Here is a 21,983-nt window from a genome sequence, read left to right as displayed (position 1 = left end):
AAAATCTCAGTTACTGTCTAATTAACCCTAGTCTAGTCGAGAATAAGGACACAGGACTTATGCAACTATTACCGCTGTTCAAAGGTTGCGATCGCAACCTACAAGCTTAAAATGACGGACAGAGGGTGTTTTTTGCTTGAGTCCTAAGATTTCAAAGGCATTAGGAGATTTTAAGGTGACTCAGGGATTTGATTACGATTTAGCAATTATCGGCGCTGGCGTGGGCGGACACGGCGCGGCCATACACGCGGTTAGCTGCGGGCTGAAAGTGGCAATTATCGAAGCGGGCGATATGGGCGGAACTTGCGTCAATCGCGGCTGCATTCCCTCCAAGGCGCTGTTGGCGGCTTCCGGGCGGGTGCGGGATTTGCGAAATGCCCACCACCTCAAGATGTTGGGTATTCAGTTGGGAAACGTGGATTTCGATCGCGGGGCGATCGCCAATCACGCTAACACTATTGTTAGCAAACTTCGCGGCGACTTAATCAACAGCCTCAAACGCTTGAATGTCGATATCATCCAAGGTTGGGGCAAAATTGCCGCCGCTCAAAAAATTACCGTCGAAACAGATAAAGGCGAGAAAACGATTACCGCCAAGGATATTATTCTCGCTCCCGGTTCGATTCCTTTCGTTCCCCCAGGGATAGAAATTGACGGCAAAACTGTATTTACCAGCGATGATGCTGTCAGATTGGAATCATTACCAAAGTGGATCGCAATTATTGGTAGCGGTTACATCGGTTTAGAGTTTTCGGATATTTACACAGCATTAGGCTGCGAAATTACGATGATTGAAGCTCTAGATCAATTGATGCCGACTTTTGACCCAGATATTGCTAAATTGGCCGAACGAGTGTTAATTACACCCCGCGATATTGAAACAAAAGTGGGATTGTTGGCTAAGAAGATTATTCCCGGTTCCCCGGTAATTATTGAATTAGCTGATTTCAAAACGAAGGAAGTTGTCGAAGTTTTGGAAGTTGACGCTTGTTTGGTAGCAACGGGGCGAGTTCCGGTGAGCAAGAATTTGGGGTTAGAAACTCTTGGCGTGGAAACGATGCGCGGTTATATCCCCGTTAACGATAAGATGCAGGTTTTGGCGGCGGGAGAACCGATCGCGAATTTGTGGGCGATCGGCGATGTTAATGGCAAAATGATGTTAGCGCACGCTGCATCGGCCCAGGGAATTGCGGCTGTGGAAAATATTTGCGGGCGCGCCAGGGAAGTTGACTATTTGAGCATCCCGGCGGCGGCGTTTACTCACCCGGAAATTAGCTATGTGGGAATGACTGAACCTGCGGCGAAAGAGTTAGGAAAAGCTGAAGGGTTTGAGGTCGCTTCTGTCAAGAGTTATTTTAAGGGAAATTCTAAGGCTATTGCGGAGGGTGAAACCGACGGTATGGCTAAGGTGATTTACCGGAAAGATACTGGGGAATTGTTGGGAGTTCACATTTTTGGTTTGCACGCTTCGGATTTGATTCAGGAGGCCGCAAATGCGATCGCCCAGCGGGATTCTGTGAACACTTTAGCGTTCCGAGTTCACACGCACCCGACGCTTTCGGAAGTGCTGGATGAGGCTTTCAAGCGGGCGGCTGGAGCGGGTAGTCATTAATCTGTAGGGGCGGTATTCTTGTTTGACAGGACTTATGCACTGCGCCCAAAGAAACCGGGTTTTTTACCTAATCTGCGGGTTATAACGAAAGATTTTCGTAAAAAACCCGGTTTCTGGCCCCGCGCGTCCAGGACTATTTTTAGATACCCGATTTTTTCAATAAGTCGGGTATCTGGATATCTTATTTTATGGCGGCGGTAGAGTGCCGATCGCATTTTGGGCTAATTCGAGAAATTGCTCACCACAGTTAATTTGCTCCGCAGCTTGTTCGACAGTTACAGTATCAAGTCCCCCGTAATCCCCACTATTTCGCAAATCTTGAGCATCGATTAAGAATCTGTGAAACTCAACAGGAACTCTTCCTGTACGGGCAAATTCTCGGCCAAAAGCTCCAATGACTGCGGCATGACTCGAAAATGACATTCCTTCGCCATCTAAAAATGCCTCAGCAATATAAAACATGGCATAATAAGCGCGGGATGCTGCATAATCTGGGAAACCATTATTGAGTAATAGCCTTGCCGCCGATAAACTTTGACGAGCTTTCAGAAGTAAGTCTAATTGTTCGGGTTTCATAAAGCTATTCCCTCTTTACGAATATTCCTCAATAAAGGCCCGTTGTAGTGTGTAAATCGCTGTTCGTCCATAAACAGACAGCTAATTACTTCATCATTTTGGAGCGACAAATCGGCTCTAATGTGGCTGGTTCTTTTAATTTCTTCGCCGGGATTGACTTGCCCTTTAAGAACTACTAACACATCTATATCTGAGTCTGGATGTGCATCGCCTCGCGCTTGGGAACCGTAAAGTACCATTGTGACAAGGCGGCTGTCGTAGATTTTCTCGAAGTGCGATCGTAATTCTATCAATATGTTTTTAAGTTTCTCGTTAACGATCATATTTGTTGTCAACTGTCGGACATTTAAATTGTATGTTCAGGGCGGGCGGGATGCCCAACCCCTACTCCCCACAAGACGGGGAATTGTTATTTGACATAGAATTTATATACAGCGGTTCGATCGCGTTGTGAGGTATGCCTTATGCCCTATGCCCTATGCCCTATGCCCTACAGGACCTCATATGAAAGCTCGAAATGCTATACACAACAGCTTAACTAATTCAGTAGTGGAAATATTGAAACTTCCGGTAGTCCTCAATCCTGGTCTATAGCTTTCAATGCTGCTAAATATCGCTCTTGAATGTCTTTGCGATCTAATTCATCGAAATTTGCCTGCTGGCTGGCGCGTTCAGTCTGATCGGCGTGTCGCCTGAGTGCTGTTCGGTGTGTGGTTCGATCGGTGAAACGGGCCACAACCGCGATCGCCTCTAGCAACCGCATCGTGACAGCTACATTCGATTGTCCATTCTGTCGAATTTGGTTAAAGGCTGCATCGAGCACGTCAGCAAAGGCGATGGGTTCTGCAATCATCCGAAGCTGGTTGCTGTCGTCGTAGCGGTAGGGAGAGGGAATTTCTCTTTGGGTTAAACGACAAAGGGCCGCACTCAGTTGGTCAATACAGCGGATAGCCGTAAATGGATCGTTGATTCCTGGGGAAAGAGCGCGTACTGCAATCTCAACGAGTTGGTCGATCGAAAACTCTACATCCTGCCGCTCCGTGCGCTGCGATCCAATCAGAAAAGCACCGTTAATCTTGGATGTAAGTTCCTCGTTTACCTGTTTTCCAGGAAAGACTTGTACAAGTTCACTTCCTTCGACAGTAAAGCGACCGGGACGCTGTTGAATTTGTAACAGCAGGTTATGCTCGCTAGCAATTTGCATTAGTTGGTCATTATTAATGGCTTGAATGTAGCCACCATTCTTTGTTGAAACTGGACGGGCATCTTGCTCAAAATTAGCTGGAAGATCGGCGGAAATGTCCGATGGATTGTCTTGCTGCTTGTTGTTAGCTTTACTGGTTCCCATACTTTCTGGAAACAGTCGATCGATCGCATTATCAAGTTCCTCACCAACTAATTTAATCACATGATCGACCTGAATTGATAAGGCAGAATGATGAATGAAATAAATCAATACGCCAATGCTGGCGATCGCCAAACCAATGCCACAAGTTACTGCTAGGTGGGGGACAAACTCATGTTCATCTAACCCGTTGATCGTTCGCAGCACCATCAAGCTATATACAAATGTGGAAATGAACGTTCCCAGCACAATTTGGTTGCCCTTATCTTGCATAAAGTTACGCAGCAAGCGAGGGCCAAACTGCGAAGATGCAAGTTGAAGGGCAACGATTGTAATTGAAAAAGCTGTGGTAGCAACGCTCATCATTGAACTGGCGATCGCCGAAAGAATCGCGCGCGAGCCGCTCGGGCCTAGAGTATAGGCCCAACCCAATTCTCCAATCAGCTTGGTTTTTTGATTTTGGTCAATCCCAATGGTGACAAACGAAAGTGCGATCGCCAAAAAAACCATGACGCTGGGAACAAACCAGAAACTCGAATTCAAGGACTCCCACAAGTTGCTCAATTTCGTATTTTTCACCGATCTTTCCCCTCAGTATGTTTGTTGTTGGAAATTACTTTGCCATCCTCAGATTTAGTGCGTTGAAACTCTGTTGCGGCCAGTTGTCTGAGGGCGCGGCTGATACTGCGCGATTTGGGAACTTCAGCTTGTCCGGCGGGCCAGCCTTCGCGCTGACGTTTGCGATCGCCGTCTGTGTCTTCTGTCTGATCGTGGAACAAAATCTGCTGAGTTGGGAAGGGCAGATCGATCCCATTTGCTACTAGCTTGTTTTTAATGTTAGTTAATACGAGATCTTGAAAATCTAAGAGTTCGGCACGGCGAGGAGGCTGCACCCACCAGCGAGCGCGAATGTTAACACTGCTACCGGCCAAGTCTACGACGATCGCATCGGGAGCTGGGTTTTTTAGCACTCCATCAACTTCATGAATTGCCTCTAAAATTAATTTTTTGGCAGTATCAATATCATCTCCGTAGCCAATCCCGATGTCATACTGCAAGCGGCGATTGTCAAACGCTGTGTTCACGATGACTGAGTTGGTGAATAGTTCCGAGTTGGGAATTACTATGCGCCTACCATCATAGGTTTTGATTATTGTCGCCCGCGTTTGAATATTTTCTACAGTTCCCTCAAAGTTTTTGAAGACAATTTGGTCATCAATTTGGAAGGGTTCAGTTAGCAGGATCAAAACACCCGCCAGAAAATTTTGCAGGATATCGCGAAAGGCAAACCCGATCGCCACACCGCTAATCCCCAATAGCTGAATGAGATCGTTTGCTTTGATGGACGGAATGACGATCGACAAAGCAATAAACAATCCTGTAAGAACGGTTACTCCTTGTGCTAATCGCCCCAGCACCAATCCTAAATTGCGAGCTTGACGGTGAGCGCTGGTTAGTTTTCTAACCGCTCGTTTCAGGGTTTTGCCAATAAAAAAGAAAATTGCGAAGACAATCAGCGCCAGTACAATATTTGGTAATAAAATCAGAAATTCGTTTCCCATTGCCTGGATTTTACTCCAAACATCGGTGATTTTTTCTGTTGTATTCACAAGAGTTTTAGTCAATAGGTCAAGTCAGATTCTATGCCTAAGCGATGGAATCGGCATCTACCAAAGGTTAGGAATTTGCGGAAGTGGAGCGCCCTGAATGCCTGCTATCTTGGTTGGGGCGCTGGTAGATGGGCGGCGGTTAAGGTTTAAGTTAAAGTGCAATTCCCGACGGGATAGCTACCCTAGGGGAACGCGAAAGCGAACGCTGGTGCGTACTTTTAGTAATTCAGTTAAGATGAGATATTTGTGAGGAACCGCTGTTAAGAATCACGTCAGCTATGTCTTGGCGTGTAGCACCAAAGGTAAGCAAGGTGCGAATCAGGAGATCGAGGGAAGCGGAAGGATCGCCAGCTTCTATTTTAGCAACTCTTGATTGGCTGGACTTAATTCTTTGAGCAAGTTCGTGCTGCGTCATCTGTTGGTTAATCCGGTTTTGTTTGATGGCTTTACTCAGTGCAAGTTTCATTTCTATGAAGGCTGTTTCTTCTGCTGAAAGTCCTAGAAATTCCTCTGCTGTTCCGATAGTCCATCCTGCTGCTTGTAGGCGTTGGCGTTTAGCTGTGTCCATAAAAATACCTTCCTGATATCAATTCAAATTTGGTCGTATTGTTTCAACCGTTTTTTACATTTTTCAATGATAAAATCCGGTGTTTTGTTCGTAGTTTTGTTAAAGACATCGAGTATAATGATAGCATCTACGTCTATTCGATAAATGATGCGCCAATCCTTGCTTGTCCCTGAATCGGCTAGACGGATCTCGTGACAATGAGCTCCGATGCTTGGCATAGGGCGAGAGAAAGGCATGGATAGGCTTTCGCCATCCTGTAGCTTTCGCAGGAAAAATCCGGCTTGAATACGCGCCTCAGTAGAAAAAGGCGGTGTTTTTACTTCCCCACTAAGCCAGACAAGGGGTTTGCTTTCCGAATCTACCATCTATATTTTAGGTTTTTTTAGATTATATGTCAAATCAGACATATTAGCAAACTAGCTTGTCTGCTGCAAATCCGGCTGACTTTTGGCAACAACAAAAGGAGATTCGACATCAATTAGCCAGTTTTCATCAATAACTGTCTGATTCGTATCTAAAATCAGAGTTAGTTCGCCAATTTCCTCATCGTCATCATCGCTAACTAGGTTGTTTTCGCTAGCAGATAAATCTGCTTTGAGTAAAAATTTAAGCTTAATCCAGTCAGAAGTCGGATGATTGTTGATAATGTTTGTGCCGAGCGATCGCCCGATCAACTCAGCACAGATGGGATGAATAAAAGCAATTTCTTCATAGAACTTATTATTGCTATCCCAGTAACCTCTTATTTTGTAATTACAGGATTCTAAATGTTGGGTGACGAGGTGATTTAGGGCGATCGGTGCTAATAGTTGAGCAAGTTCATCCCAAATTTGGTGATTTGTCACAGTTACTGCATTCAATAGATTCCATTGGCTTGTCTGCGATCGCGATTCTTTGATTATACCAAAAACCGATCTCCAATTTTTTCCTACTGAGTATAGCTTGTCTGATGAATGGTTGTCAAAGCGGTAAAAATCTCCTATGGTGTTGGAGAAACAGAATTAGTGATACTCGAAAAAAGAGCGATCGCACTTCAATCATATAAGGGCGATCGCTTTTTCAGCAGCTAAGTTAATTATCAGAAATACCAGAACAACATAGCCTATGCTTAGCATTCTCAGGTCGTGGATTTAAAAGACTATTGGGGTTGAGCTGCTTCAACTATAGCCTGAACCATCTTAATTGCATCTGTGATAGGTATTTGACCACTTTCGACAGCCCTCATTAAATCCTGAGCCCTTTGAGGGGTAATTAGATTAAGCCTAACTGGTTCTTTCAAGGAAACGATAAATTTTGTCTTGTCACTGTCTCTAACCTTAGATGCTCTTTCTTTTGCTTCAACCTCTCTTAGCTGTTCTTTTAACTGTTGGAGCATTTCTGCTTTTTTCCCTTCGTTGAAATTGCCATCAAAGATGATCCTCTTTGCTCCAACGAGAGCTGCTGCACCTAAAGCAGCAGCGCCAACAACCAATCCTACTGGGGGTGCAACCGCTATTAGCCCAAATAATATGGATGTACCGCCGAAAGCGGCAACAGCACCCGCAGCAGCACCAGCACCTACCACACCAATCCCAATCTCAGCTAAAATTCCGAGTTTATCATCTGGATTTTTTGCCAATTCCTCGATCGCTTTAAGGATTTGCTCCTTAGTTAGGGTTTTATTTCCTGACATATTAAGCCTCCTGATTGTTTCAAATTTTCTTATTTAAGCAGTGATAACGTTGATAAAAACTGCATTAAAAACATCAATCAGTAGTTGAAAAAACAATTTGGCGAGTTCAATAATGTCTTGTGCTACTCCAACTATCCCATCTACTTGACGGTAGCCTTGATCTAGTCTATGTCCAGCGATCGCACCAACAGTTATACCTAGCACTGCTGCCAATGGCGCTAACACTGGGCCGATAACTGGTACTGAACGTACCAATAGTCCCACAGCAACTCCTATAGCAATGCCCGTAGCTAAATTAGGATGTGCTTTGACAAACTCGATAATTTTGAGCAGAATAATTTTCCCTACAGCCAAAACTTTGTTACCAGATTTTTTCGTGTAGGTAGCCAACTCGTGCAATCTGATGGTGACTTCGTGGGGCAAGCCGAGATCATTTAACCAGACATACAAATCGCTACTACTCATTGAATCGGCATCTACTTGCCAGAGAACCATTTCTAAGTTTGCTTGGGGGAGGGATAATGCTTGTGTAGTCATTTTTTTCCTATGGGAAAGCTATAATAGTGCCTCTTAAATATGATTGTGACTCTAAAATCTCAGTCTTGTCCAGTCGGAAAAAGTCGGATAAAGTAAGCACTTTTATATCATTTGCCATTTACCCACGCCAGAAAAAGCTGGACAAACTCGATCGGGTCGGAAAAAGTCGGATCGAGTAGGATATAATAAGCAAAACCCCAGCATTAACCCGACCTATGGACGTTCAAGAAGTCTTAAAACTTGCCGACGACCTAGTTTTTATCAATACGGGAAAACACTTAGACAATCTGCAAGAAGTGATACTGCGGGGAACTTTACAAGGTCAGAAATACTCAAAAATAGCCGATGAATCTCACTGTAGTGAAGGTCACATTAAAGATATTGCCTCTGCATTATGGAAGCTACTATCAGAAGTATTAGGCGAAGAAGTCAATAAAGGAAATTTTAGAGTCAGATTGGAGCAAGTAAAATTCTCAAATTTCTGGAACTTCAATAAAGATATTGTACAAATTGGTGAAGTCAACTTCTGTGAAAATAATTCACATTCCCCAAAAGTCCCCAACTCACCAATTGATGAAGAACCTCTAAACAAAGGCAACAATGAACCAAAATTGCGTCAATTCTTAGCTGAAATGCCTAAATCTGGCATTTGCTACGATCGCACCACCTCTCTCACCACCCTCAAACAGTGGATTCTCCACGAAAACACCCGCCTACTCGCCATACACGGCATAGTCGGCATTGGCAAAACCGCACTCGCCGCACAACTTGTCCAACAAATCAAACATGAATTTGATTTCGTCATCTGGCGAAGTCTCGCCACATCTCCACCCCTGTCAATACTTCAAACAAATATAATTCAATTATTCTGTAGGGGCGGTGCCCCCGTATCCGCGCCAGAGGATGGGACGATCGCAGGGGGATTGCCCCTACTGGAATACTTGCAAAAATACCGCTGTCTGCTGATACTCGATGACGTACAAATGGTAAATAGCAGCGGACAACTCGCTGGCAATTACCAAATTGGATACGAAGATTACGGCACGCTATTTCGACAAGTAGCAGAATTATCTCATAACAGTTGCTTAGTGTTGCTTAGTTGGGAAACACCCAGAGAAATTGCCGTATTAGAAGGCAAAAACCAACCAGTGCGATCGTTACAACTGAATGGTTTAGGTGGTGAAGCGGGGGAAATCCTCAGAGAAAAAGGTTTAGCGGAACATGAAAAATGGTCAGAACTAATTGAACTATACAGAGGCAATCCCTTGTGGTTAAAAATAGTTGCTACAATGATTCAAGATTTATTTGACGGCAGCCTATCAGAATTTTTATCTGACGAGCCACTATTTTTAGGTGATTTAGAATCTTTACTGCATCAGCCATTTAATCGCTTATCCGAGTCAGAAAAACAGGTAATGTCATGGCTAGCTAGTGAAACCGCGCCAGTTTCCATCTCAAAAGTGCCAGAGAATATGCGATTATCCCGATCGCAATTTTTGAAAGTTATGCAATCCTTGGGACGGCGTTCATTAATTGAAAAAATCCAGAAGGACGATTCCCTACGGGATAGCTACGCTTCACGCACATTTTTTACCCTTGCACCGATACTAAAAGAGTATGTCAAAACGAACTATTCCCCAACATAGAACAAGAAGCCCGATCGCCCTTTTAGTAAAATTGGGGTTTGAGCCGATCGCACTTAAATCTGATAGAATTAGGTATCTGCAAAACATCTGAACGATCGCTAAATGCACGTTATCAGTCGCAAAAAATTAAGAGACTACTGCCAAAATCATGCTGATTCCTGCGAAGCCCTCGATGATTGGTACAAAATTGCTAGTCAAGCCAACTGCAATAAACTTATTGAAGTTCAAACCATTTATCCTCAAGCTGAAGCAGTTGGAAATTTTACAATTTTCAATGTCAAAGGAAATAAATATCGCTTAATTGTAAGTCTTAACTATCAAAAGCAGATTGTTTATATTAAGTACATTTTGACTCATGCAGAATATGACAGAAACAACTGGAAAAATGACCCTTACTTTTGACTCCGACAGGTACAGCAGCTTGCTATCTCAATATCAACCTCGCATTATCAAAAATGAAGATGAAAACGAAATATTTTTAGAAATAGTTGAAAGCTTGCTTTCTCGGAACAATCTAACCCCCGAAGAAGATACCCTCCTAGAACTATTAGTCAAACTAATTGAAGATTTTGAAGAAACGCATTATCAAATAAATGCTTCAACGCCCCACTCAAGACTTCTTCATTTGATGGATGCTAGAAATCTAGAGCCAGCGGATTTAGTAGAAATTATGGACACACTTGAGATAGTAACTCAAATCATTAATAACCAGCTAGAAATTACCAAAAAACAAGCTGAGGCTTTGGGAAAGTTTTTTGATGTCAATCCGAGTTTGTTTATATTTAATTAATTACAATCTTTCATATCTCTGTAGTCAGCGCAGGCGGACTTCGTTTGTTTAGACGCGATTTCAATCGCCGATCCATCTTAGAAATTTGCGATCGACCTTTGTTTATTTAATTGGCTTTTCAGTCCTCTAAAAGAGGACTTTCGCTATGAGACGGGGGTTTTCAACCCGGCGGACTTGCGGGTTAGCGAAGGGATTTTGGCGTCCCCAAAGTGCGATTTCCTACGAGATAGCTAAGCTACACGCACTTTCTCATCATTTTTTTATAGTGGAATCCAATCCAATTTATCAATCCATTCTTCAGCTTCCGAAGTCTCCCAAACTGTCACAATTTCTTCTGCCCATCTGCCTAAACTTGCACTTGGACGCACCCAAAACAGTCCCCAAATTTGTCCCCCTCCGGCCCAATATTCCTCCAAATGTCCGGGAATACTTTTGCGGTTATCCGTTACCAATAGCCTTTGCGATGATTCCAAATAGCTGATAATTTCTGGATCTAGGGTTCCTAATGGCGGTGCATTTGCGTCGCCCACCCGCAAAATATCTATCTCCGGTTGAAGTTTTAAAACAGCACTTTTGAGCTTAGGCGGCAAATTTTCATCGATTAAAAAACGAATTTTCACTTGAGTAGAAGTAACTCCTGTTCTCGCTGTGCTTTGATTGCTCTTACACGCTTTACTACATCAGAAGGTTCCTTAGCCAACCATTCCTGATAGCGTTCTTCCCGCCACTTCGCCAGCCGCAACATATAAGCATCCATCTGCCTCCGATTTTGCAGATAATAAGTTAGTGTCGCGTAAATTTTCTCTAAATTTAGACTCGGTAATTCTTCCAGAATTTGGTCGGGCGAATATCCATCCAAGTAATATTTAATCACGTCGTCGATACCGATCCGATGTCCTTTGATGCGGATGTCATCCGGGTCGAGAAATTCAAAATAGTCTTCTAGTTGCATCGGTTTATCTCCGAATACTTAGTTAATAAGATTTTATCATAATTGCAAAGGGCGATCGACCTTCTATAATAGAAACTTGTCGCGATCGCCCTTAATCCCCCCTATCATGCTTCCAATCCGCCGCCGTCCCCCCAGCACCTCAGTCTCCGTACTCTACCTCAGCTACGAAATCGCCGTACCCGACTCCGAACCCCGCCACATCCTCGAAGAAATCGTCTGGCAAAAAGAGGCAGAAGTGGCCCAAAAGCGCGATCGCACCCCGCTAGCCGAACTTCACAAAAGACTCCCCTTTGCGCCCCCCATCCGCGACTTCCTCGGCGCGCTCAAAAACGGTAAAACCACACCCGCCATCATCGCCGAAGTCAAAAAAGCTTCTCCCAGCAAAGGCGTAATTCGTGAAGATTTCGACCCCGTGGCGATCGCCCTAGCATACCAACAAAACGGCGCTAGCTGCATCTCCGTACTCACCGATGAAAAGTTCTTTCAAGGTAGCTTCGACAACCTCGCTAAAATCCGTGCCGCCGTCGAATTGCCACTACTTTGCAAAGAGTTTATTATCTATCCCTACCAAATCTATCTCGCCCGCATTCACGGCGCAGATGCTGTATTGTTAATTGCCAGCATTCTATCTGACAAAGACTTACAATACTTTGTAAAAATTGTCAAGACATTGGGCATGACTGCTTTAATCGAAGTTCACACTCTCGAAGAACTCGATCGAGTATTAACCCTACAAGGCGTCGAATTAATCGGCATCAACAACCGCAACCTAGAAAACTTTTCCGTCAGCCTAGAAACCACCGGTCAACTATTAGCCGATCGCCAAACCGACATCCAAGCAAAAAACATCCTCACCGTCAGCGAGTCAGGAATCCACACAGCAGACGACCTCAGCCAAGTAGCCAGCGCCGGAGTCCAAGCCGTCCTCATCGGCGAGTCCCTAGTCAAACAGCCGGATCCGGGCGCTGTTTTAGCCTCCCTAGCCAAGGCTCATCCGCAAACCTAAAAGGCCAGACCGCTTGACAAACACCCCTGAATTCTGATAGAAAATGATTAAGTATGTAAATAATCAGCATTTCTGGCCTGTATCGACTCAATCGCTTAATTTATGAAAAATTAGCATTCGCAGCTATATTTCATAGAAATAGCTGGCAAAAAACCAATTAAATCTATTCGCTCTGGTTAGTCGATCGCAAAATTTAGCGCTGCCAACGCACCCAGCCCCCGAAAATTTGATCGGCAAAGCTGGGGTTTTTGTACGGCTAGCAAACCGATAAAAAATCAGGCATCTAATGTCCACCTGCGATGCCCCATGCAATGGTAATGGGGTGTCTGTTCGCTGAGGTATTTTAGCTTTCATGGAGCCAATTCCCCTGCCTTCGTACATTCATTATGAATTGCTACTTCAATTGTTAGAACGCAAAACAATGTTGGCTGTTAGTCCACAATCGCCGCAGCAGCAACAAGTTCACCAACTTATTATTACACTCCGCAAAGCCCTGGCGATTCAAAAGCAATTAGAACAAAGCTGCCAGCGATCGAACTTAGCGGTAGAATATCGCTGGTCTCTAAATGAAACTAACTCTACGGGAGTTAAAAATTAAAAGTTAAAAAACTTAGAGTGCAGACTTTAAAGTTTCAATTTTTGATTTATTCTATTAACTCCCACAGAAAAAGTTAGGACAGAATTATGGACAACAAATTAATGCTGATGATTCCCGGCCCGACGCCGGTACCTGAAGCGGCATTGTTAGCGATGGCAAAACACCCGATGGGCCACCGCAGCAAGGAATTTGACGCGATTTTTGCAGAATGTACCGAAAACCTCAAATGGCTGCACCAAACCAAAAGTGACGTGCTGAGTTTAACGGTTTCTGGTACCGGCGCGATGGAAGCTGGGATAATTAATTTCTTGAGTGCGGGCGATCGAGTTTTGGTCGGCACCAACGGTAAATTTGGCGAACGCTGGGCCGAAGTCGCAGAAGCCTACGGTTTAAATGTCGAAATCATCAAAGCCGAGTGGGGCCAACAATTAGACCCCGAAAATTTCCGCGAAAAACTGGAAGCTGATACAGAAAAGCAAATCAAAGCTGTCATCATCACCCACTCGGAAACCTCCACGGGCGTTCTCAACGACCTCGAAACCATCAACCGCCACGTCAAAGCCCACGGCGAAGCTTTAATCATGGTCGATGCTGTCACCAGTTTAGGTGCTGCCAACGTACCGATGGACGCTTGGGGAATTGACGTGATTGCTTCTGGTTCTCAGAAAGCTTACATGATTCCCCCAGGTTTAGGTTTTGTGGCTGTTAGTCCGAAAGCTTGGAAAGCTTACAAAACTGCGACGCTGCCCCGCTATTATTTGGATTTGGGCAAATATAGCAAAGACGCTGCCAAAAATACCACTCCTTTTACTCCCCCGGTCAATATGTTTTTTGGACTGCAAGTAACATTGCAGATGATGAAAGCCGAAGGGTTAGAAAACGTTTTCGCGCGGCACAAACGGTTGATGACAACTACTCGCGCTGCTGTAAAAGCTTTAGGTTTGCCGTTGTTCGCGGCTGACGGTGCAGCCAGCCCTGCGATTACTTCGGTGATGCCGCCTGAATCTGTAGATGCTCAAAAAGTGCGGACTTTGATGAGAAAGAGATTTGATATTGCTCTAGCCGATGGACAAGACCATTTGAAAGGTAAAATCTTCCGAATCGGTCATTTGGGCTTTGTGTGCGATCGCGATATTCTAGCAGCTATTTCCGCCTTGGAAGTCGTATTGCAAGAATTGGGCCATGAAGGCTATACTCCTGGTGCCGGCGTTGCCGCTGCTGCGAAACTTTTGGCAGAATCTTAATCTAAGTTATTAAAGGATTTTGGATTTGGGATTTTATTATCTAAAATCTAAAATCCTTTTAATATGCTTGCGCCAACCAATCAAAGATTTTATCCAACTGGTCGAGAGTGACTAAACCGTACTGCCACAGAACCATCGGCAACGAATTCGGGTCTTTGTCGCGCTGCCGCTGTTTGTCGCCACGACGTTCGGCTACGGCTATTGAAGCGGGAGAAATCGCCAAATCTTCTTGTAAAAATCGAATTAATTTAGTGTAAGTAGCGGGTGCCATGTCATTTTGCCTCCAAGTATAGGACACCATTTTCTGATGTGAACCTGATGTTTGTGATTAGTAATAAGCCAGTTTTAAATCTGTCTTTTAACCGTGGCTTAGCTGTTTTAACAGTATTAGCGGTTGTTGAAAATGTGAAACTTAGTGCTGGGTGGGAGTTGAAAGCCAATCTTTCCCAAAAACCAAAAGATTTTGTACTTTTGCGGATAGCCCGAACGCTCAATAGATCGCGATCAAAACCTAAACTGAATACCTCGGCATCTGTGAAGCACGAATCGGAAATAAATTCTGCTACTGAAAACTAATAAACTAGGTTCAGAGTCTAGCTTCATCTGCGAAAATGCAGAATCCGCAAATTTACTGCCGCAATATTGGTCAGATATTTTGATCGAACCCGAATCTGCTACCTGAGATCAACTTTGCCAATTAATTTAGCGCGTCGCATCTTACTTCAGATAGGTTTAGTAGATTGAGGTCGATCGCCTGAAGTTCCAGAAAATTGCCTTTCGCGATCGAGGTCTTGGAGACCACCACCGTCTCTCAGGATTGATAACGAGTCGCTGACTCGTCTCATAGCTTGTAAAAGTATAGTCATTTATTACATGACACGGGAGGCGTTGAGTCCCTCCCCTTTCGCTCTCACTTCGAGCAGATTAACCCGCCTCGGCTGAACTACGCAGCTCTCTATCCCATTACTAAAAGCATTTGGGATTGCTTTTCTAAAAATATTGTAAGACCTGCGACGCACAATCTACAGCTTCCACAAACAAGCTCAAGTCTAGACTGACTGAGATTGACATCGTAGCAAATCTTTTCCTATTTGTGCTGAATCTTACATTAATAATCTAACAAATTTTGTAAATTTTTGTAAAGTTTATAAATTTTTGCTGGTTATACAAAGCCGAACTCAGCCGGATCTGAACGGAGAGTGATATCAATTCCGGTTGAGCTCATACATGACTGTTGACTGTTGACTGTTGACTGTTGACTGTTGATTGTTGATTGTTGATTGTTGACTGTTGACTGTTGACTGTTGATTGTTGACTGTTGACTGGTCAAAAAACTGAATGGTTGAGTGTTGACTGTTGACTAGATTTGATTATTCCGATGCAACCGGAAACGCTATGACGGGTGATAATTATTACTTGAAAAACTCGATTTCAATCCGATCGCCCACTTTGACACCGAGTTCAGCAGCCCGCCCGCCACGAAGTTCGATCACTCGATCGACAGGAGTATCAGGCCCGTAGGTAGGACAAGGCTCGGCTGTACAGGGAGGCGCCTCGGCTGCGATAGCTGTGACTACTCCATCCTGCAGAAAAATCATATCCAGAGAAATCTGGCAATTTTTCATCCAAAAATTGACCCACCGCGCCGGTTTAAACTCAAACAGCATTCCTCTGTCATCGGCCAGAGAAGTTCTGTACATTAAACCCATAGCCTGTTGTTCCGATGTTTTAGCGACTTCGAGTTCGATCTGGCGATCGGCTATCCGAGCTCTAGCAGAAATAGGCAGCACTTGACCCGATGTTGTCGCCGTCGGAGACTGCGAGGCTAAAATGCCAGTAACACCAGCATCCGCGACAGGTAAAGCCGGCGAACATCCCAGCAAAAATATAATTACCCCAATATTTAGGAAAGTAGCGAAATAACTCATAATGATTTTATATTGTTGACTGTTGACTGTTGACTGCGTTGAGTGATGACAACTGACAACTGACAACTGTCAACTGACAACTGACTAATGACTGATGACTAATGACTGCTTCAAGCTTCACGCATCACGTAGCCAACACCCCGCACCGTCTGAATCAAGCGTTTTTCGCCTTCATCTTCAATCTTGAGCCGCAGATAGCGGATGTAAACTTCTATCACATTCGACTCGCCCAGAAAGTCGTAACCCCAAACATTCTCTAGAATTTGTTCCCGAGTCAAAACCTCGCGGGGATGTTCCATCAAATACTTTAGCAGCTCAAATTCTTTCATCGTCAGGTCGATCGTCCGTCCGTTGCGGAGGGCGCGCCTAGAAGCCAAATCCAAAACTAAATCGCCAAACCTCAACTGTTCGCTGCTGGGGCGTTCCGGCTGCAAATACAAGCGTACCAAGTGCAAAAACTCGTCAGTGCGGTAAGGTTTGAGAAAATAATCGTCCGCCCCTGCTTCCAGACAAGCCACGCGATCGTCAACTGTATCACGACCGATCAATAATAACACCGGTACCCGATTGCCGCTGCTTCGGAGGTGAGAACACAGCGACAGTCCCGACTCAGGGCCGAGTATGCGATCGATTACAATCAAAGCTGGCTGCAATTCACGGGCTAAATGTTGGCCGGCGGCGGTATTTGAAGCTATTACCGGTTCGTAGCCTGAAGATTTTAAGTCGAGACTCAAGTGTCCGGCGAGAACTTCGTCTGTTTCTACTAGCAGGACACGGGGATTGCGATCGAAAGTAATTGCAGCCATTGAATTGACCGGTGAAGACCATAACTGTTGTAGCACGTTTGAGGGCAGTTGGTTGTTGGCAGTTGGTAGTTGGCAGTTGGTAGTTGGTAGTTGGCAGTTGGCAGTTGGCAGTAATTATTAGCTCTTGTTAACAATTAACAACCAATAACCAATAACCAATAACCAATAACCAATAACCAATAACCAATAACCAATAACCAATAACCAATAACCAATAACCAATAACCAATAACCAATGACCATAATCGTATTCGGCAGTATCAATATTGACCTAGCAGCAAAAACTCCCCGTTTACCGCAGCCGGGGGAAACTATTATCGGTAGCAATTTTTTGACGGCTGGCGGCGGCAAAGGAGCAAATCAAGCTGTCGCCGCCGCGCGTCTTGGAACTTTTACCCACATCGTCGGCCGCGTCGGCAATGATAAATTTGCTGAAGAATTATTGACTAATTTACAATCTTATGGTGTAAATACAGAGAATGTATTGATAGATCAAACCACTCATTCGGGTGTGGCAATTATCGCTGTAGATGATAGCGGTCAAAATAATATTATTGTGATTCCGGGGGCGAATAACAATGTTGGTGCAGCAGATATAGAATGTCTGAAAAAACTGTTGCCCCAATCTACATCGCTGCTATTACAGTTAGAAATTCCCCTGGAAGTTGTCCGAAAAGCTGCTAGAGTTGGCCGGGAAGCGGGGGTGCGAGTGATTCTCGATCCTGCGCCGGCTGTGGGGGATTTGCCGATCGAACTTTATCCGCTAATTGACATTATCACGCCGAATGAAGTGGAAGCTGGCCAGTTAGTCGGTTTTGCGGTGAATGACACGGAAACGGCGATGGCAGCGGCCAAACAGTTGCAGGAACGCGGTGTCGAAAATGTTATTGTCAAATTGGGCGATCGCGGGGTGGTGGCGGTGACAGCAGATGAGAGCTTTTTTGTGCCGGCTTTTGCTGTGGAGGCGATCGACACTGTGGCCGCTGGCGATGCTTTTAATGGCGGATTGGCTTGTGCTTTAGATGGCGGTCGATCGCTCCGTGAAGCAGTGGTGTGGGGCGCAGCAGCGGGCGCTCTGTGTGCAACGAAAGCGGGCGCTCAAGCTGCTATGCCCGATCGCGCAACGTTCGATCGTTTTTTGCAGAATAGACTTATTGCTTAAATATTCGATCTATAGGAAGACGGCAGTTTGTACGGTGTGTCCGATCGATTGATAGCAATAAATTGGATCGCGCGTGCCGCGTTTGTTATGGTAATCGATCGGACTTGATATAACGAGCACAAAAAATGAAAAAACCAGGTTTCTTTTAAGAAGTCTGGTTTTTACGTCTGGGCGGACGCACGCAAGGGCCCATACACCGGGTTTTTCAGTTAATCTACAGGTTAGTGCGAAGAATTATTGTCAAAAAAACCCGGTTTCCGATCGCCCCAGAGTGAGTCCTTGGGGTATTTTATTGTCTAGTTGAAGCTACTTAACTTCGGACGATGGCCGAGTGTTAGGCGATTCGTAGTAAACCCCAGAACCTGTATCGGAGACAAAGTGACAATCCCAGTAAGAGCGAATAAAGCTCTTCCAAATTGGATCGGTTGACTTGCGATAATAATCGCCCAACAATGGTTTAATTGCTTCGGTTGCTTCCTTCAAGTGATAGTGCGGCATTGTCGAGAAAATGTGGTGGGCGACGTGGGTGCCGATGTCGTGATGGATGGAGTTGATGAATCCGTAATCGCGATCGATCGTAGATAGCGCACCTTTCAAGAAATACCAGTCATCTCCGCGATACCAAGGAATATCGGCTTCTGTGTGGTGCAGGAATGTTACCAAATCCAGCCACATTACAAAGATTACGTAGGGAACCAGGTAGAACTTGAGTAAAAACAACCAACCAAATTGGTAGGTTAATGCGCCTAAAAAGCCTACCATCAATACTAAGGATGCGGAACTCGTCAACACATCCCATTTTTCGGAAGGACGGAAAATCGGGCTACCGGGCATGAAGTGAGAACCTACCCGATCGGGCGATCGACGAAACAGATAAATTGGATAGGCAAATAACATCAAATAAAAGCGTCCCAGCTTCTCATACCAGGGCATTTGATTGTATTTGCTTTCCGACACTGGATACCAGCTTTCATCGTTATCCAAGCTGCCTGTATTCGCGTGGTGGGTTCTGTGGCTGATCCGCCAACCGTGGAAGGGTACGAGAATTGGAGCGTGGGAGAGGTGTCCGATCAGGTTATTCAGCCATTTTTTCTTAGAAAATGAACCGTGCCCGCAGTCGTGGCCTACTACAAACAACGCCCAAAACATGGTTCCCTGCATCAACCAAAAGATTGGATAAAACCACCATGAATCGAGGCTGTAGGCGATCGCGTATAAACCTGCGATGATGCCAATATCTAAAAAGAAATAAGCTAGAGATTTCCCTGTCGAGGGTTCAAAACAATGGGCTGGAATGGCTGCTTTAACATCTTGAAGAGTAAAAGGTAACTCTTTTGTACGGGAGGATGAGCTTTTATCGCTCGGCGGATTGAGAAGAGTATTTGATTGCACGAAGTTTCCGATTTAAGCTGACTTGAGAAACCGCATTTCGCCTTTTAACTTTCACTTTGGGCTCGGAAGGAGCCATATTTTTTACTCTGCAAGGGTTTCTAAAGTTCTTTAGTTCGCATGAATAGCCCTCCCGCGATTCTCAAGCAAGTTGGCTTGTCAAATACTTGTGTGGGAAAATTTAGTGCGATCGACCCTGTTATCTAAAAAAAATTCCTGTGTTCGTTGTTAGTACGAAATGCGATTTTAATCTGATATCGCACTTCTGGAGGCAGTACCTCCAGTCCGCAGGTGGCCTATAGCGCTTCCGGCAGGAATTGTTAACGATAGTGTAGGGAAGGCCGAGCGATTTTAGATTTTAGATTTTAGATTTTAGATTTTTTATTTAATCTCAAACCTTAAATCCGAGTCTTGGGTTTCCCGCAAGTTCTACCCAACTGGCAATTCGCTACAATTCACTAATTCTGCAAGAGTTGCAATAGCTAAGTTAATTTAACATTTCTACACACACTTGGCAAGACTTTTCAGAAAATTTTTAAAATTCATAAATTGTTGAAAGTGACCACTCAAAAATGGATGAAATCCCCCAAAAATTTTCGAGAATTCAAGCATTTTAGATTTTCGTTCAAACTCCTAGATTGACTGCGCTGCAAGTCATATCATATCCGGTCGATTGACACTCGATCAGATTGGATCGCGCGTGCGGACTCGCATTCCGCACGCGCGAATAAGTCAATCTCAAATCGACTGATGCGCGATCGCTTTCTAGCGTTTAGTTTTTCTAGGTTGCAGCCTTTTCTAAGATCAGCTTAGACCGTTTTACCACTTCTGGAATGTCGATCGGATAATCGCCGGTGAAACAGGCCGAACAGAAACTTTTCGTATCTTCGTTAGTCGCCTTCAGCATTCCCTCTCTACTCAAGAAAGCCAAGGAATCCACCTCCATTAGAGTGGCGATTTCTGCGACTGACTTGGTAGCAGCAATCAACTGATCTTGATTGTCGGTGTCTATTCCGTAGAAACAAGGATGAGTCACCGGCGGCGAGGAAACTCTCATGTGTACTGCAGTCGCGCCCGCATCCCGCAAGGCTTTGACGATTTTGCGGCTAGTAGTGCCGCGCACGATCGAATCGTCGATAATGATTACTCGCTTTCCGTCCAACACATCTCTGAGAGGGTTGAGTTTCATGCGGATTCCTGACTCCCGCATGGCCTGAGTCGGTTGAATAAAAGTGCGCCCGACGTAGCGATTTTTAATTAATCCTTCGGCGTAAGGAATGCCGGAAGCTTGAGAAAAGCCGATCGCCGCCGGGATTCCAGAATCGGGAACGCCGATGACTATATCAGCATCAACGGGAGATTCTGCTGCCAACATACGTCCGATCCGCAGTCGGTAGCTGTACAAATTTTCACCTTCCATAATGCTGTCAGGTCGAGCAAAATAGATCATTTCAAAGATGCAAAGTTTGCGCTTTTGCTGCTGGCTCCAGTGGAAGGAAGCCATACCTTCTTCTGTAATCCAAACTAATTCCCCCGGTTCTACATCCCGCAAAAATTCAGCACCGATAATATCTAAGCCGCAAGTTTCCGACGCTAAAACGTACCGTACCGGAGCTGTGGGGAGAGTGCCAATTACCAGCGGGCGAACGCCGTGGGGGTCGCGGACTCCCATCACCCCGATCGGGGTGGCGATCGTCAAACTAAAGGCTCCTTGGCACATACCAAAGGCACTGATCGCTGCTTCGAGCCAGTCTTTACCCTTGTCTACCTCCGAACCGATCGCCACTGCGATCGCCTCTGAATCCGTCGAGCTGACAAACTCGCAGTTGCGAGACAGCAATTCTTCCCGCAATTCTTTAGTATTGACAAGATTCCCGTTATGTGCTAGAGCCAGACTTCCCAAACGGGTTTCGACTACCACAGGTTGAGCGTTGATCGCTCGCGACGAACCCGTAGTAGAGTAGCGAGTGTGTCCAACGGCTAAGTTACCGGGCAAGTGACCTAAATTCGATTCGTTGAAGACTTGGGAAACCAGTCCCATATCCTTGTGCAGATGAACTGTTTCACCCTCAAAGGTGGCAATTCCTGCAGATTCCTGACCCCGGTGCTGCAAAGCATACAAACCGAAGTAGGTCAACTTGGCTACATCTTCACCCGGTGCGTAGATACCGAAAACGCCGCAAGCTTCCTCTGGCTTATCGGGTTTGCTAGAATGCTCGTCAGCCTCGAAGGAATGGTTGGGAATCATAGATTGGGTTGGCTTGTATGTAATGGGGACGGTACGTAAGCGGGGCAATTTCACCGGTGCGTTTTGTTGGGGAAGATGCCGTATAACTTAACACTCCCTTAATGTTGCCACGGATCTGTCATTCGATTTTAGATTTTAGATTTTAGATTTTAGGTTTACTCCCCAACAGAGGAAGTAGCTGAGCCCGATTAGAGTCTAAAATTTTACTCTCTCCACTTGAGATTTGAGATTTTAGGTTTACTCCCCAACAGAGGAATCACCGGAGCCCAACTAGAGTCTAAAATTTTGCTATCT

The 21,983-nt window shown here is 45.0% G+C and carries 25 protein-coding genes and 1 pseudogene; 8 read left to right on the top strand and 18 right to left on the bottom strand.

The features are described from left to right. Window positions 1–175: 175 nt before the first annotated feature. Entirely contained in the window at window positions 176–1,612 is a 1,437-nt protein-coding gene (lpdA, locus tag QUA01_RS10285) for a dihydrolipoyl dehydrogenase (RefSeq protein ID WP_333090938.1), read from the top strand. Between the two features lie 186 nt (window positions 1,613–1,798). Here lpdA and QUA01_RS10280 read toward each other — a convergent pair whose 3' ends face one another. From QUA01_RS10280 to QUA01_RS10240, 9 genes are all read right to left on the bottom strand, one after another. Further along, window positions 1,799–2,188: a HEPN domain-containing protein gene (locus QUA01_RS10280; protein ID WP_333090940.1), complete on the bottom strand. Its 390-nt coding sequence runs from the start codon at window positions 2,186–2,188 to the stop codon at window positions 1,799–1,801. After that, window positions 2,185–2,511, bottom strand: coding sequence for a nucleotidyltransferase domain-containing protein (locus tag QUA01_RS10275; RefSeq protein ID WP_333090941.1), 327 nt, complete (start codon window positions 2,509–2,511; stop codon window positions 2,185–2,187). Before QUA01_RS10275 ends, QUA01_RS10280 begins: the two co-directional genes overlap by 4 nt. A 254-nt stretch (window positions 2,512–2,765) precedes the next feature. Then, window positions 2,766–4,112 (bottom strand): DUF2254 domain-containing protein, encoded by a 1,347-nt coding sequence (locus tag QUA01_RS10270; protein WP_333090942.1) that lies wholly within the window; start codon window positions 4,110–4,112, stop codon window positions 2,766–2,768. Then, window positions 4,109–5,143, bottom strand: coding sequence for a mechanosensitive ion channel family protein (locus QUA01_RS10265; RefSeq protein WP_333090943.1), 1,035 nt, complete (start codon window positions 5,141–5,143; stop codon window positions 4,109–4,111). The genes QUA01_RS10270 and QUA01_RS10265 overlap by 4 nt, the downstream gene beginning before the upstream one ends. 226 nt (window positions 5,144–5,369) lie before the next feature. Next, complete coding sequence (locus QUA01_RS10260) at window positions 5,370–5,711, bottom strand: helix-turn-helix transcriptional regulator (protein ID WP_194070083.1); 342 nt, start codon at window positions 5,709–5,711, stop codon at window positions 5,370–5,372. Between the two features lie 23 nt (window positions 5,712–5,734). Continuing rightward, window positions 5,735–6,076 carry a type II toxin-antitoxin system RelE/ParE family toxin gene (locus QUA01_RS10255; protein ID WP_333090944.1) on the bottom strand — a complete coding sequence of 114 codons (342 nt, stop codon included), beginning with the start codon at window positions 6,074–6,076 and terminating at the stop codon, window positions 5,735–5,737. Between the two features lie 51 nt (window positions 6,077–6,127). After that, window positions 6,128–6,556 carry a hypothetical protein gene (locus QUA01_RS10250; RefSeq protein ID WP_333156900.1) on the bottom strand — a complete coding sequence of 143 codons (429 nt, stop codon included), beginning with the start codon at window positions 6,554–6,556 and terminating at the stop codon, window positions 6,128–6,130. A gap of 293 nt (window positions 6,557–6,849) precedes the next feature. After that, window positions 6,850–7,383, bottom strand: coding sequence for a hypothetical protein (locus QUA01_RS10245; RefSeq protein WP_333265816.1), 534 nt, complete (start codon window positions 7,381–7,383; stop codon window positions 6,850–6,852). A gap of 33 nt (window positions 7,384–7,416) precedes the next feature. Continuing rightward, complete coding sequence (locus tag QUA01_RS10240; RefSeq protein ID WP_194070087.1) at window positions 7,417–7,920, bottom strand: hypothetical protein; 504 nt, start codon at window positions 7,918–7,920, stop codon at window positions 7,417–7,419. Window positions 7,921–8,135: 215 nt separating this feature from the next. On the opposite strand from QUA01_RS10240, the gene QUA01_RS10235 reads away from it, so the two are divergent. The 3 genes from QUA01_RS10235 to QUA01_RS10225 all read left to right on the top strand — a co-directional run bounded on the left by QUA01_RS10235 (window position 8,136) and on the right by QUA01_RS10225 (window position 10,356). After that, on the top strand, window positions 8,136–9,566 hold the full coding sequence (locus tag QUA01_RS10235; protein ID WP_333090947.1) for an NB-ARC domain-containing protein: 1,431 nt from the start codon (window positions 8,136–8,138) through the stop codon (window positions 9,564–9,566). Between the two features lie 102 nt (window positions 9,567–9,668). Beyond that, window positions 9,669–9,968, top strand: a complete 300-nt coding sequence (locus QUA01_RS10230; protein WP_333090948.1) for a type II toxin-antitoxin system HigB family toxin — start codon at window positions 9,669–9,671, stop codon at window positions 9,966–9,968. Continuing rightward, window positions 9,931–10,356 (top strand): helix-turn-helix domain-containing protein, encoded by a 426-nt coding sequence (locus tag QUA01_RS10225; protein ID WP_333090949.1) that lies wholly within the window; start codon window positions 9,931–9,933, stop codon window positions 10,354–10,356. The genes QUA01_RS10230 and QUA01_RS10225 overlap by 38 nt, the downstream gene beginning before the upstream one ends. Window positions 10,357–10,616: 260 nt before the next feature. Here QUA01_RS10225 and QUA01_RS10220 read toward each other — a convergent pair whose 3' ends face one another. Continuing rightward, on the bottom strand, window positions 10,617–10,976 hold the full coding sequence (locus tag QUA01_RS10220) for a DUF5615 family PIN-like protein (protein WP_333090951.1): 360 nt from the start codon (window positions 10,974–10,976) through the stop codon (window positions 10,617–10,619). Further along, window positions 10,973–11,308 (bottom strand): DUF433 domain-containing protein, encoded by a 336-nt coding sequence (locus QUA01_RS10215; RefSeq protein ID WP_333090952.1) that lies wholly within the window; start codon window positions 11,306–11,308, stop codon window positions 10,973–10,975. Before QUA01_RS10215 ends, QUA01_RS10220 begins: the two co-directional genes overlap by 4 nt. 106 nt (window positions 11,309–11,414) lie before the next feature. Here QUA01_RS10215 and trpC point away from each other — a divergent pair, with 106 nt between their 5' ends. The 3 genes from trpC (at window position 11,415) to QUA01_RS10200 (ending at window position 14,156) form a co-directional block, all read left to right on the top strand. After that, window positions 11,415–12,314 (top strand): indole-3-glycerol phosphate synthase TrpC, encoded by a 900-nt coding sequence (gene trpC / locus QUA01_RS10210; RefSeq protein ID WP_333090953.1) that lies wholly within the window; start codon window positions 11,415–11,417, stop codon window positions 12,312–12,314. Between the two features lie 352 nt (window positions 12,315–12,666). After that, entirely contained in the window at window positions 12,667–12,912 is a 246-nt protein-coding gene (locus QUA01_RS10205; protein WP_333090955.1) for a DUF5340 domain-containing protein, read from the top strand. Between the two features lie 86 nt (window positions 12,913–12,998). Beyond that, a complete protein-coding gene (locus QUA01_RS10200) occupies window positions 12,999–14,156 on the top strand; it encodes a pyridoxal-phosphate-dependent aminotransferase family protein (protein WP_194070099.1) in 1,158 nt (385 codons plus the stop codon). Window positions 14,157–14,214: 58 nt separating this feature from the next. Here QUA01_RS10200 and QUA01_RS10195 read toward each other — a convergent pair whose 3' ends face one another. From QUA01_RS10195 to nblR, 5 genes and pseudogenes are all read right to left on the bottom strand, one after another. Continuing rightward, the gene (locus QUA01_RS10195; protein WP_194012183.1) at window positions 14,215–14,427 is read right to left on the bottom strand and encodes a DUF2949 domain-containing protein; all 213 of its coding nucleotides are present in this window, start codon (window positions 14,425–14,427) and stop codon (window positions 14,215–14,217) included. Between the two features lie 451 nt (window positions 14,428–14,878). Next, a complete protein-coding gene (locus QUA01_RS10190) occupies window positions 14,879–15,022 on the bottom strand; it encodes a hypothetical protein (RefSeq protein WP_333090957.1) in 144 nt (47 codons plus the stop codon). A 3-nt stretch (window positions 15,023–15,025) separates the two neighbouring features. Continuing rightward, window positions 15,026–15,163: pseudogene (locus QUA01_RS10185) on the bottom strand (RNA-guided endonuclease TnpB family protein); the annotation flags it as partial. A gap of 405 nt (window positions 15,164–15,568) precedes the next feature. Continuing rightward, on the bottom strand, window positions 15,569–16,084 hold the full coding sequence (locus QUA01_RS10180) for a DUF192 domain-containing protein (protein WP_333090958.1): 516 nt from the start codon (window positions 16,082–16,084) through the stop codon (window positions 15,569–15,571). A 110-nt stretch (window positions 16,085–16,194) separates the two neighbouring features. Next, window positions 16,195–16,890 (bottom strand): response regulator transcription factor NblR, encoded by a 696-nt coding sequence (gene nblR, locus QUA01_RS10175; protein ID WP_194012185.1) that lies wholly within the window; start codon window positions 16,888–16,890, stop codon window positions 16,195–16,197. 235 nt (window positions 16,891–17,125) lie between these two features. Here nblR and rbsK point away from each other — a divergent pair, with 235 nt between their 5' ends. Further along, entirely contained in the window at window positions 17,126–18,052 is a 927-nt protein-coding gene (gene rbsK, locus QUA01_RS10170; RefSeq protein WP_333092617.1) for a ribokinase, read from the top strand. A 306-nt stretch (window positions 18,053–18,358) separates the two neighbouring features. Here rbsK and QUA01_RS10165 read toward each other — a convergent pair whose 3' ends face one another. Both QUA01_RS10165 and purF read right to left on the bottom strand, forming a co-directional pair. Beyond that, entirely contained in the window at window positions 18,359–19,444 is a 1,086-nt protein-coding gene (locus tag QUA01_RS10165; RefSeq protein WP_194071098.1) for a fatty acid desaturase, read from the bottom strand. A gap of 778 nt (window positions 19,445–20,222) precedes the next feature. After that, on the bottom strand, window positions 20,223–21,689 hold the full coding sequence (purF, locus tag QUA01_RS10160; protein ID WP_333092618.1) for an amidophosphoribosyltransferase: 1,467 nt from the start codon (window positions 21,687–21,689) through the stop codon (window positions 20,223–20,225). Window positions 21,690–21,983: the final 294 nt, after the last annotated feature.

This window comes from Microcoleus sp. S36a_B3 (assembly GCF_036700745.1).
GTDB lineage: Bacteria > Cyanobacteriota > Cyanobacteriia > Cyanobacteriales > Microcoleaceae > Microcoleus.
The sequence above is the reverse complement of the archived record's forward strand: the minus strand, read 5'-3'. Positions and strand labels throughout refer to the sequence as shown.

What these genes read in the sequence shown, in the direction of transcription:
- QUA01_RS10280 (WP_333090940.1), bottom strand. Translation starts at nt 2,188, where the DNA reads ATGAAACCCGAACAATTAGACTTACTTCTGAAAGCTCGTCAAAGTTTA.
- QUA01_RS10275 (WP_333090941.1), bottom strand. Translation starts at nt 2,511, where the DNA reads ATGATCGTTAACGAGAAACTTAAAAACATATTGATAGAATTACGATCG.
- QUA01_RS10260 (WP_194070083.1), bottom strand. Translation starts at nt 5,711, where the DNA reads ATGGACACAGCTAAACGCCAACGCCTACAAGCAGCAGGATGGACTATC.
- QUA01_RS10255 (WP_333090944.1), bottom strand. Translation starts at nt 6,076, where the DNA reads ATGGTAGATTCGGAAAGCAAACCCCTTGTCTGGCTTAGTGGGGAAGTA.
- QUA01_RS10245 (WP_333265816.1), bottom strand. Translation starts at nt 7,383, where the DNA reads ATGTCAGGAAATAAAACCCTAACTAAGGAGCAAATCCTTAAAGCGATC.
- QUA01_RS10240 (WP_194070087.1), bottom strand. Translation starts at nt 7,920, where the DNA reads ATGACTACACAAGCATTATCCCTCCCCCAAGCAAACTTAGAAATGGTT.
- QUA01_RS10235 (WP_333090947.1), top strand. Translation starts at nt 8,136, where the DNA reads ATGGACGTTCAAGAAGTCTTAAAACTTGCCGACGACCTAGTTTTTATC.
- QUA01_RS10230 (WP_333090948.1), top strand. Translation starts at nt 9,669, where the DNA reads ATGCACGTTATCAGTCGCAAAAAATTAAGAGACTACTGCCAAAATCAT.
- QUA01_RS10225 (WP_333090949.1), top strand. Translation starts at nt 9,931, where the DNA reads ATGACAGAAACAACTGGAAAAATGACCCTTACTTTTGACTCCGACAGG.
- QUA01_RS10215 (WP_333090952.1), bottom strand. Translation starts at nt 11,308, where the DNA reads ATGCAACTAGAAGACTATTTTGAATTTCTCGACCCGGATGACATCCGC.
- trpC (WP_333090953.1), top strand. Translation starts at nt 11,415, where the DNA reads ATGCTTCCAATCCGCCGCCGTCCCCCCAGCACCTCAGTCTCCGTACTC.
- QUA01_RS10205 (WP_333090955.1), top strand. Translation starts at nt 12,667, where the DNA reads ATGGAGCCAATTCCCCTGCCTTCGTACATTCATTATGAATTGCTACTT.
- QUA01_RS10200 (WP_194070099.1), top strand. Translation starts at nt 12,999, where the DNA reads ATGGACAACAAATTAATGCTGATGATTCCCGGCCCGACGCCGGTACCT.
- QUA01_RS10195 (WP_194012183.1), bottom strand. Translation starts at nt 14,427, where the DNA reads ATGGCACCCGCTACTTACACTAAATTAATTCGATTTTTACAAGAAGAT.
- QUA01_RS10190 (WP_333090957.1), bottom strand. Translation starts at nt 15,022, where the DNA reads ATGACTATACTTTTACAAGCTATGAGACGAGTCAGCGACTCGTTATCA.
- QUA01_RS10180 (WP_333090958.1), bottom strand. Translation starts at nt 16,084, where the DNA reads ATGAGTTATTTCGCTACTTTCCTAAATATTGGGGTAATTATATTTTTG.
- nblR (WP_194012185.1), bottom strand. Translation starts at nt 16,890, where the DNA reads ATGGCTGCAATTACTTTCGATCGCAATCCCCGTGTCCTGCTAGTAGAA.
- rbsK (WP_333092617.1), top strand. Translation starts at nt 17,126, where the DNA reads ATGACCATAATCGTATTCGGCAGTATCAATATTGACCTAGCAGCAAAA.
- purF (WP_333092618.1), bottom strand. Translation starts at nt 21,689, where the DNA reads ATGATTCCCAACCATTCCTTCGAGGCTGACGAGCATTCTAGCAAACCC.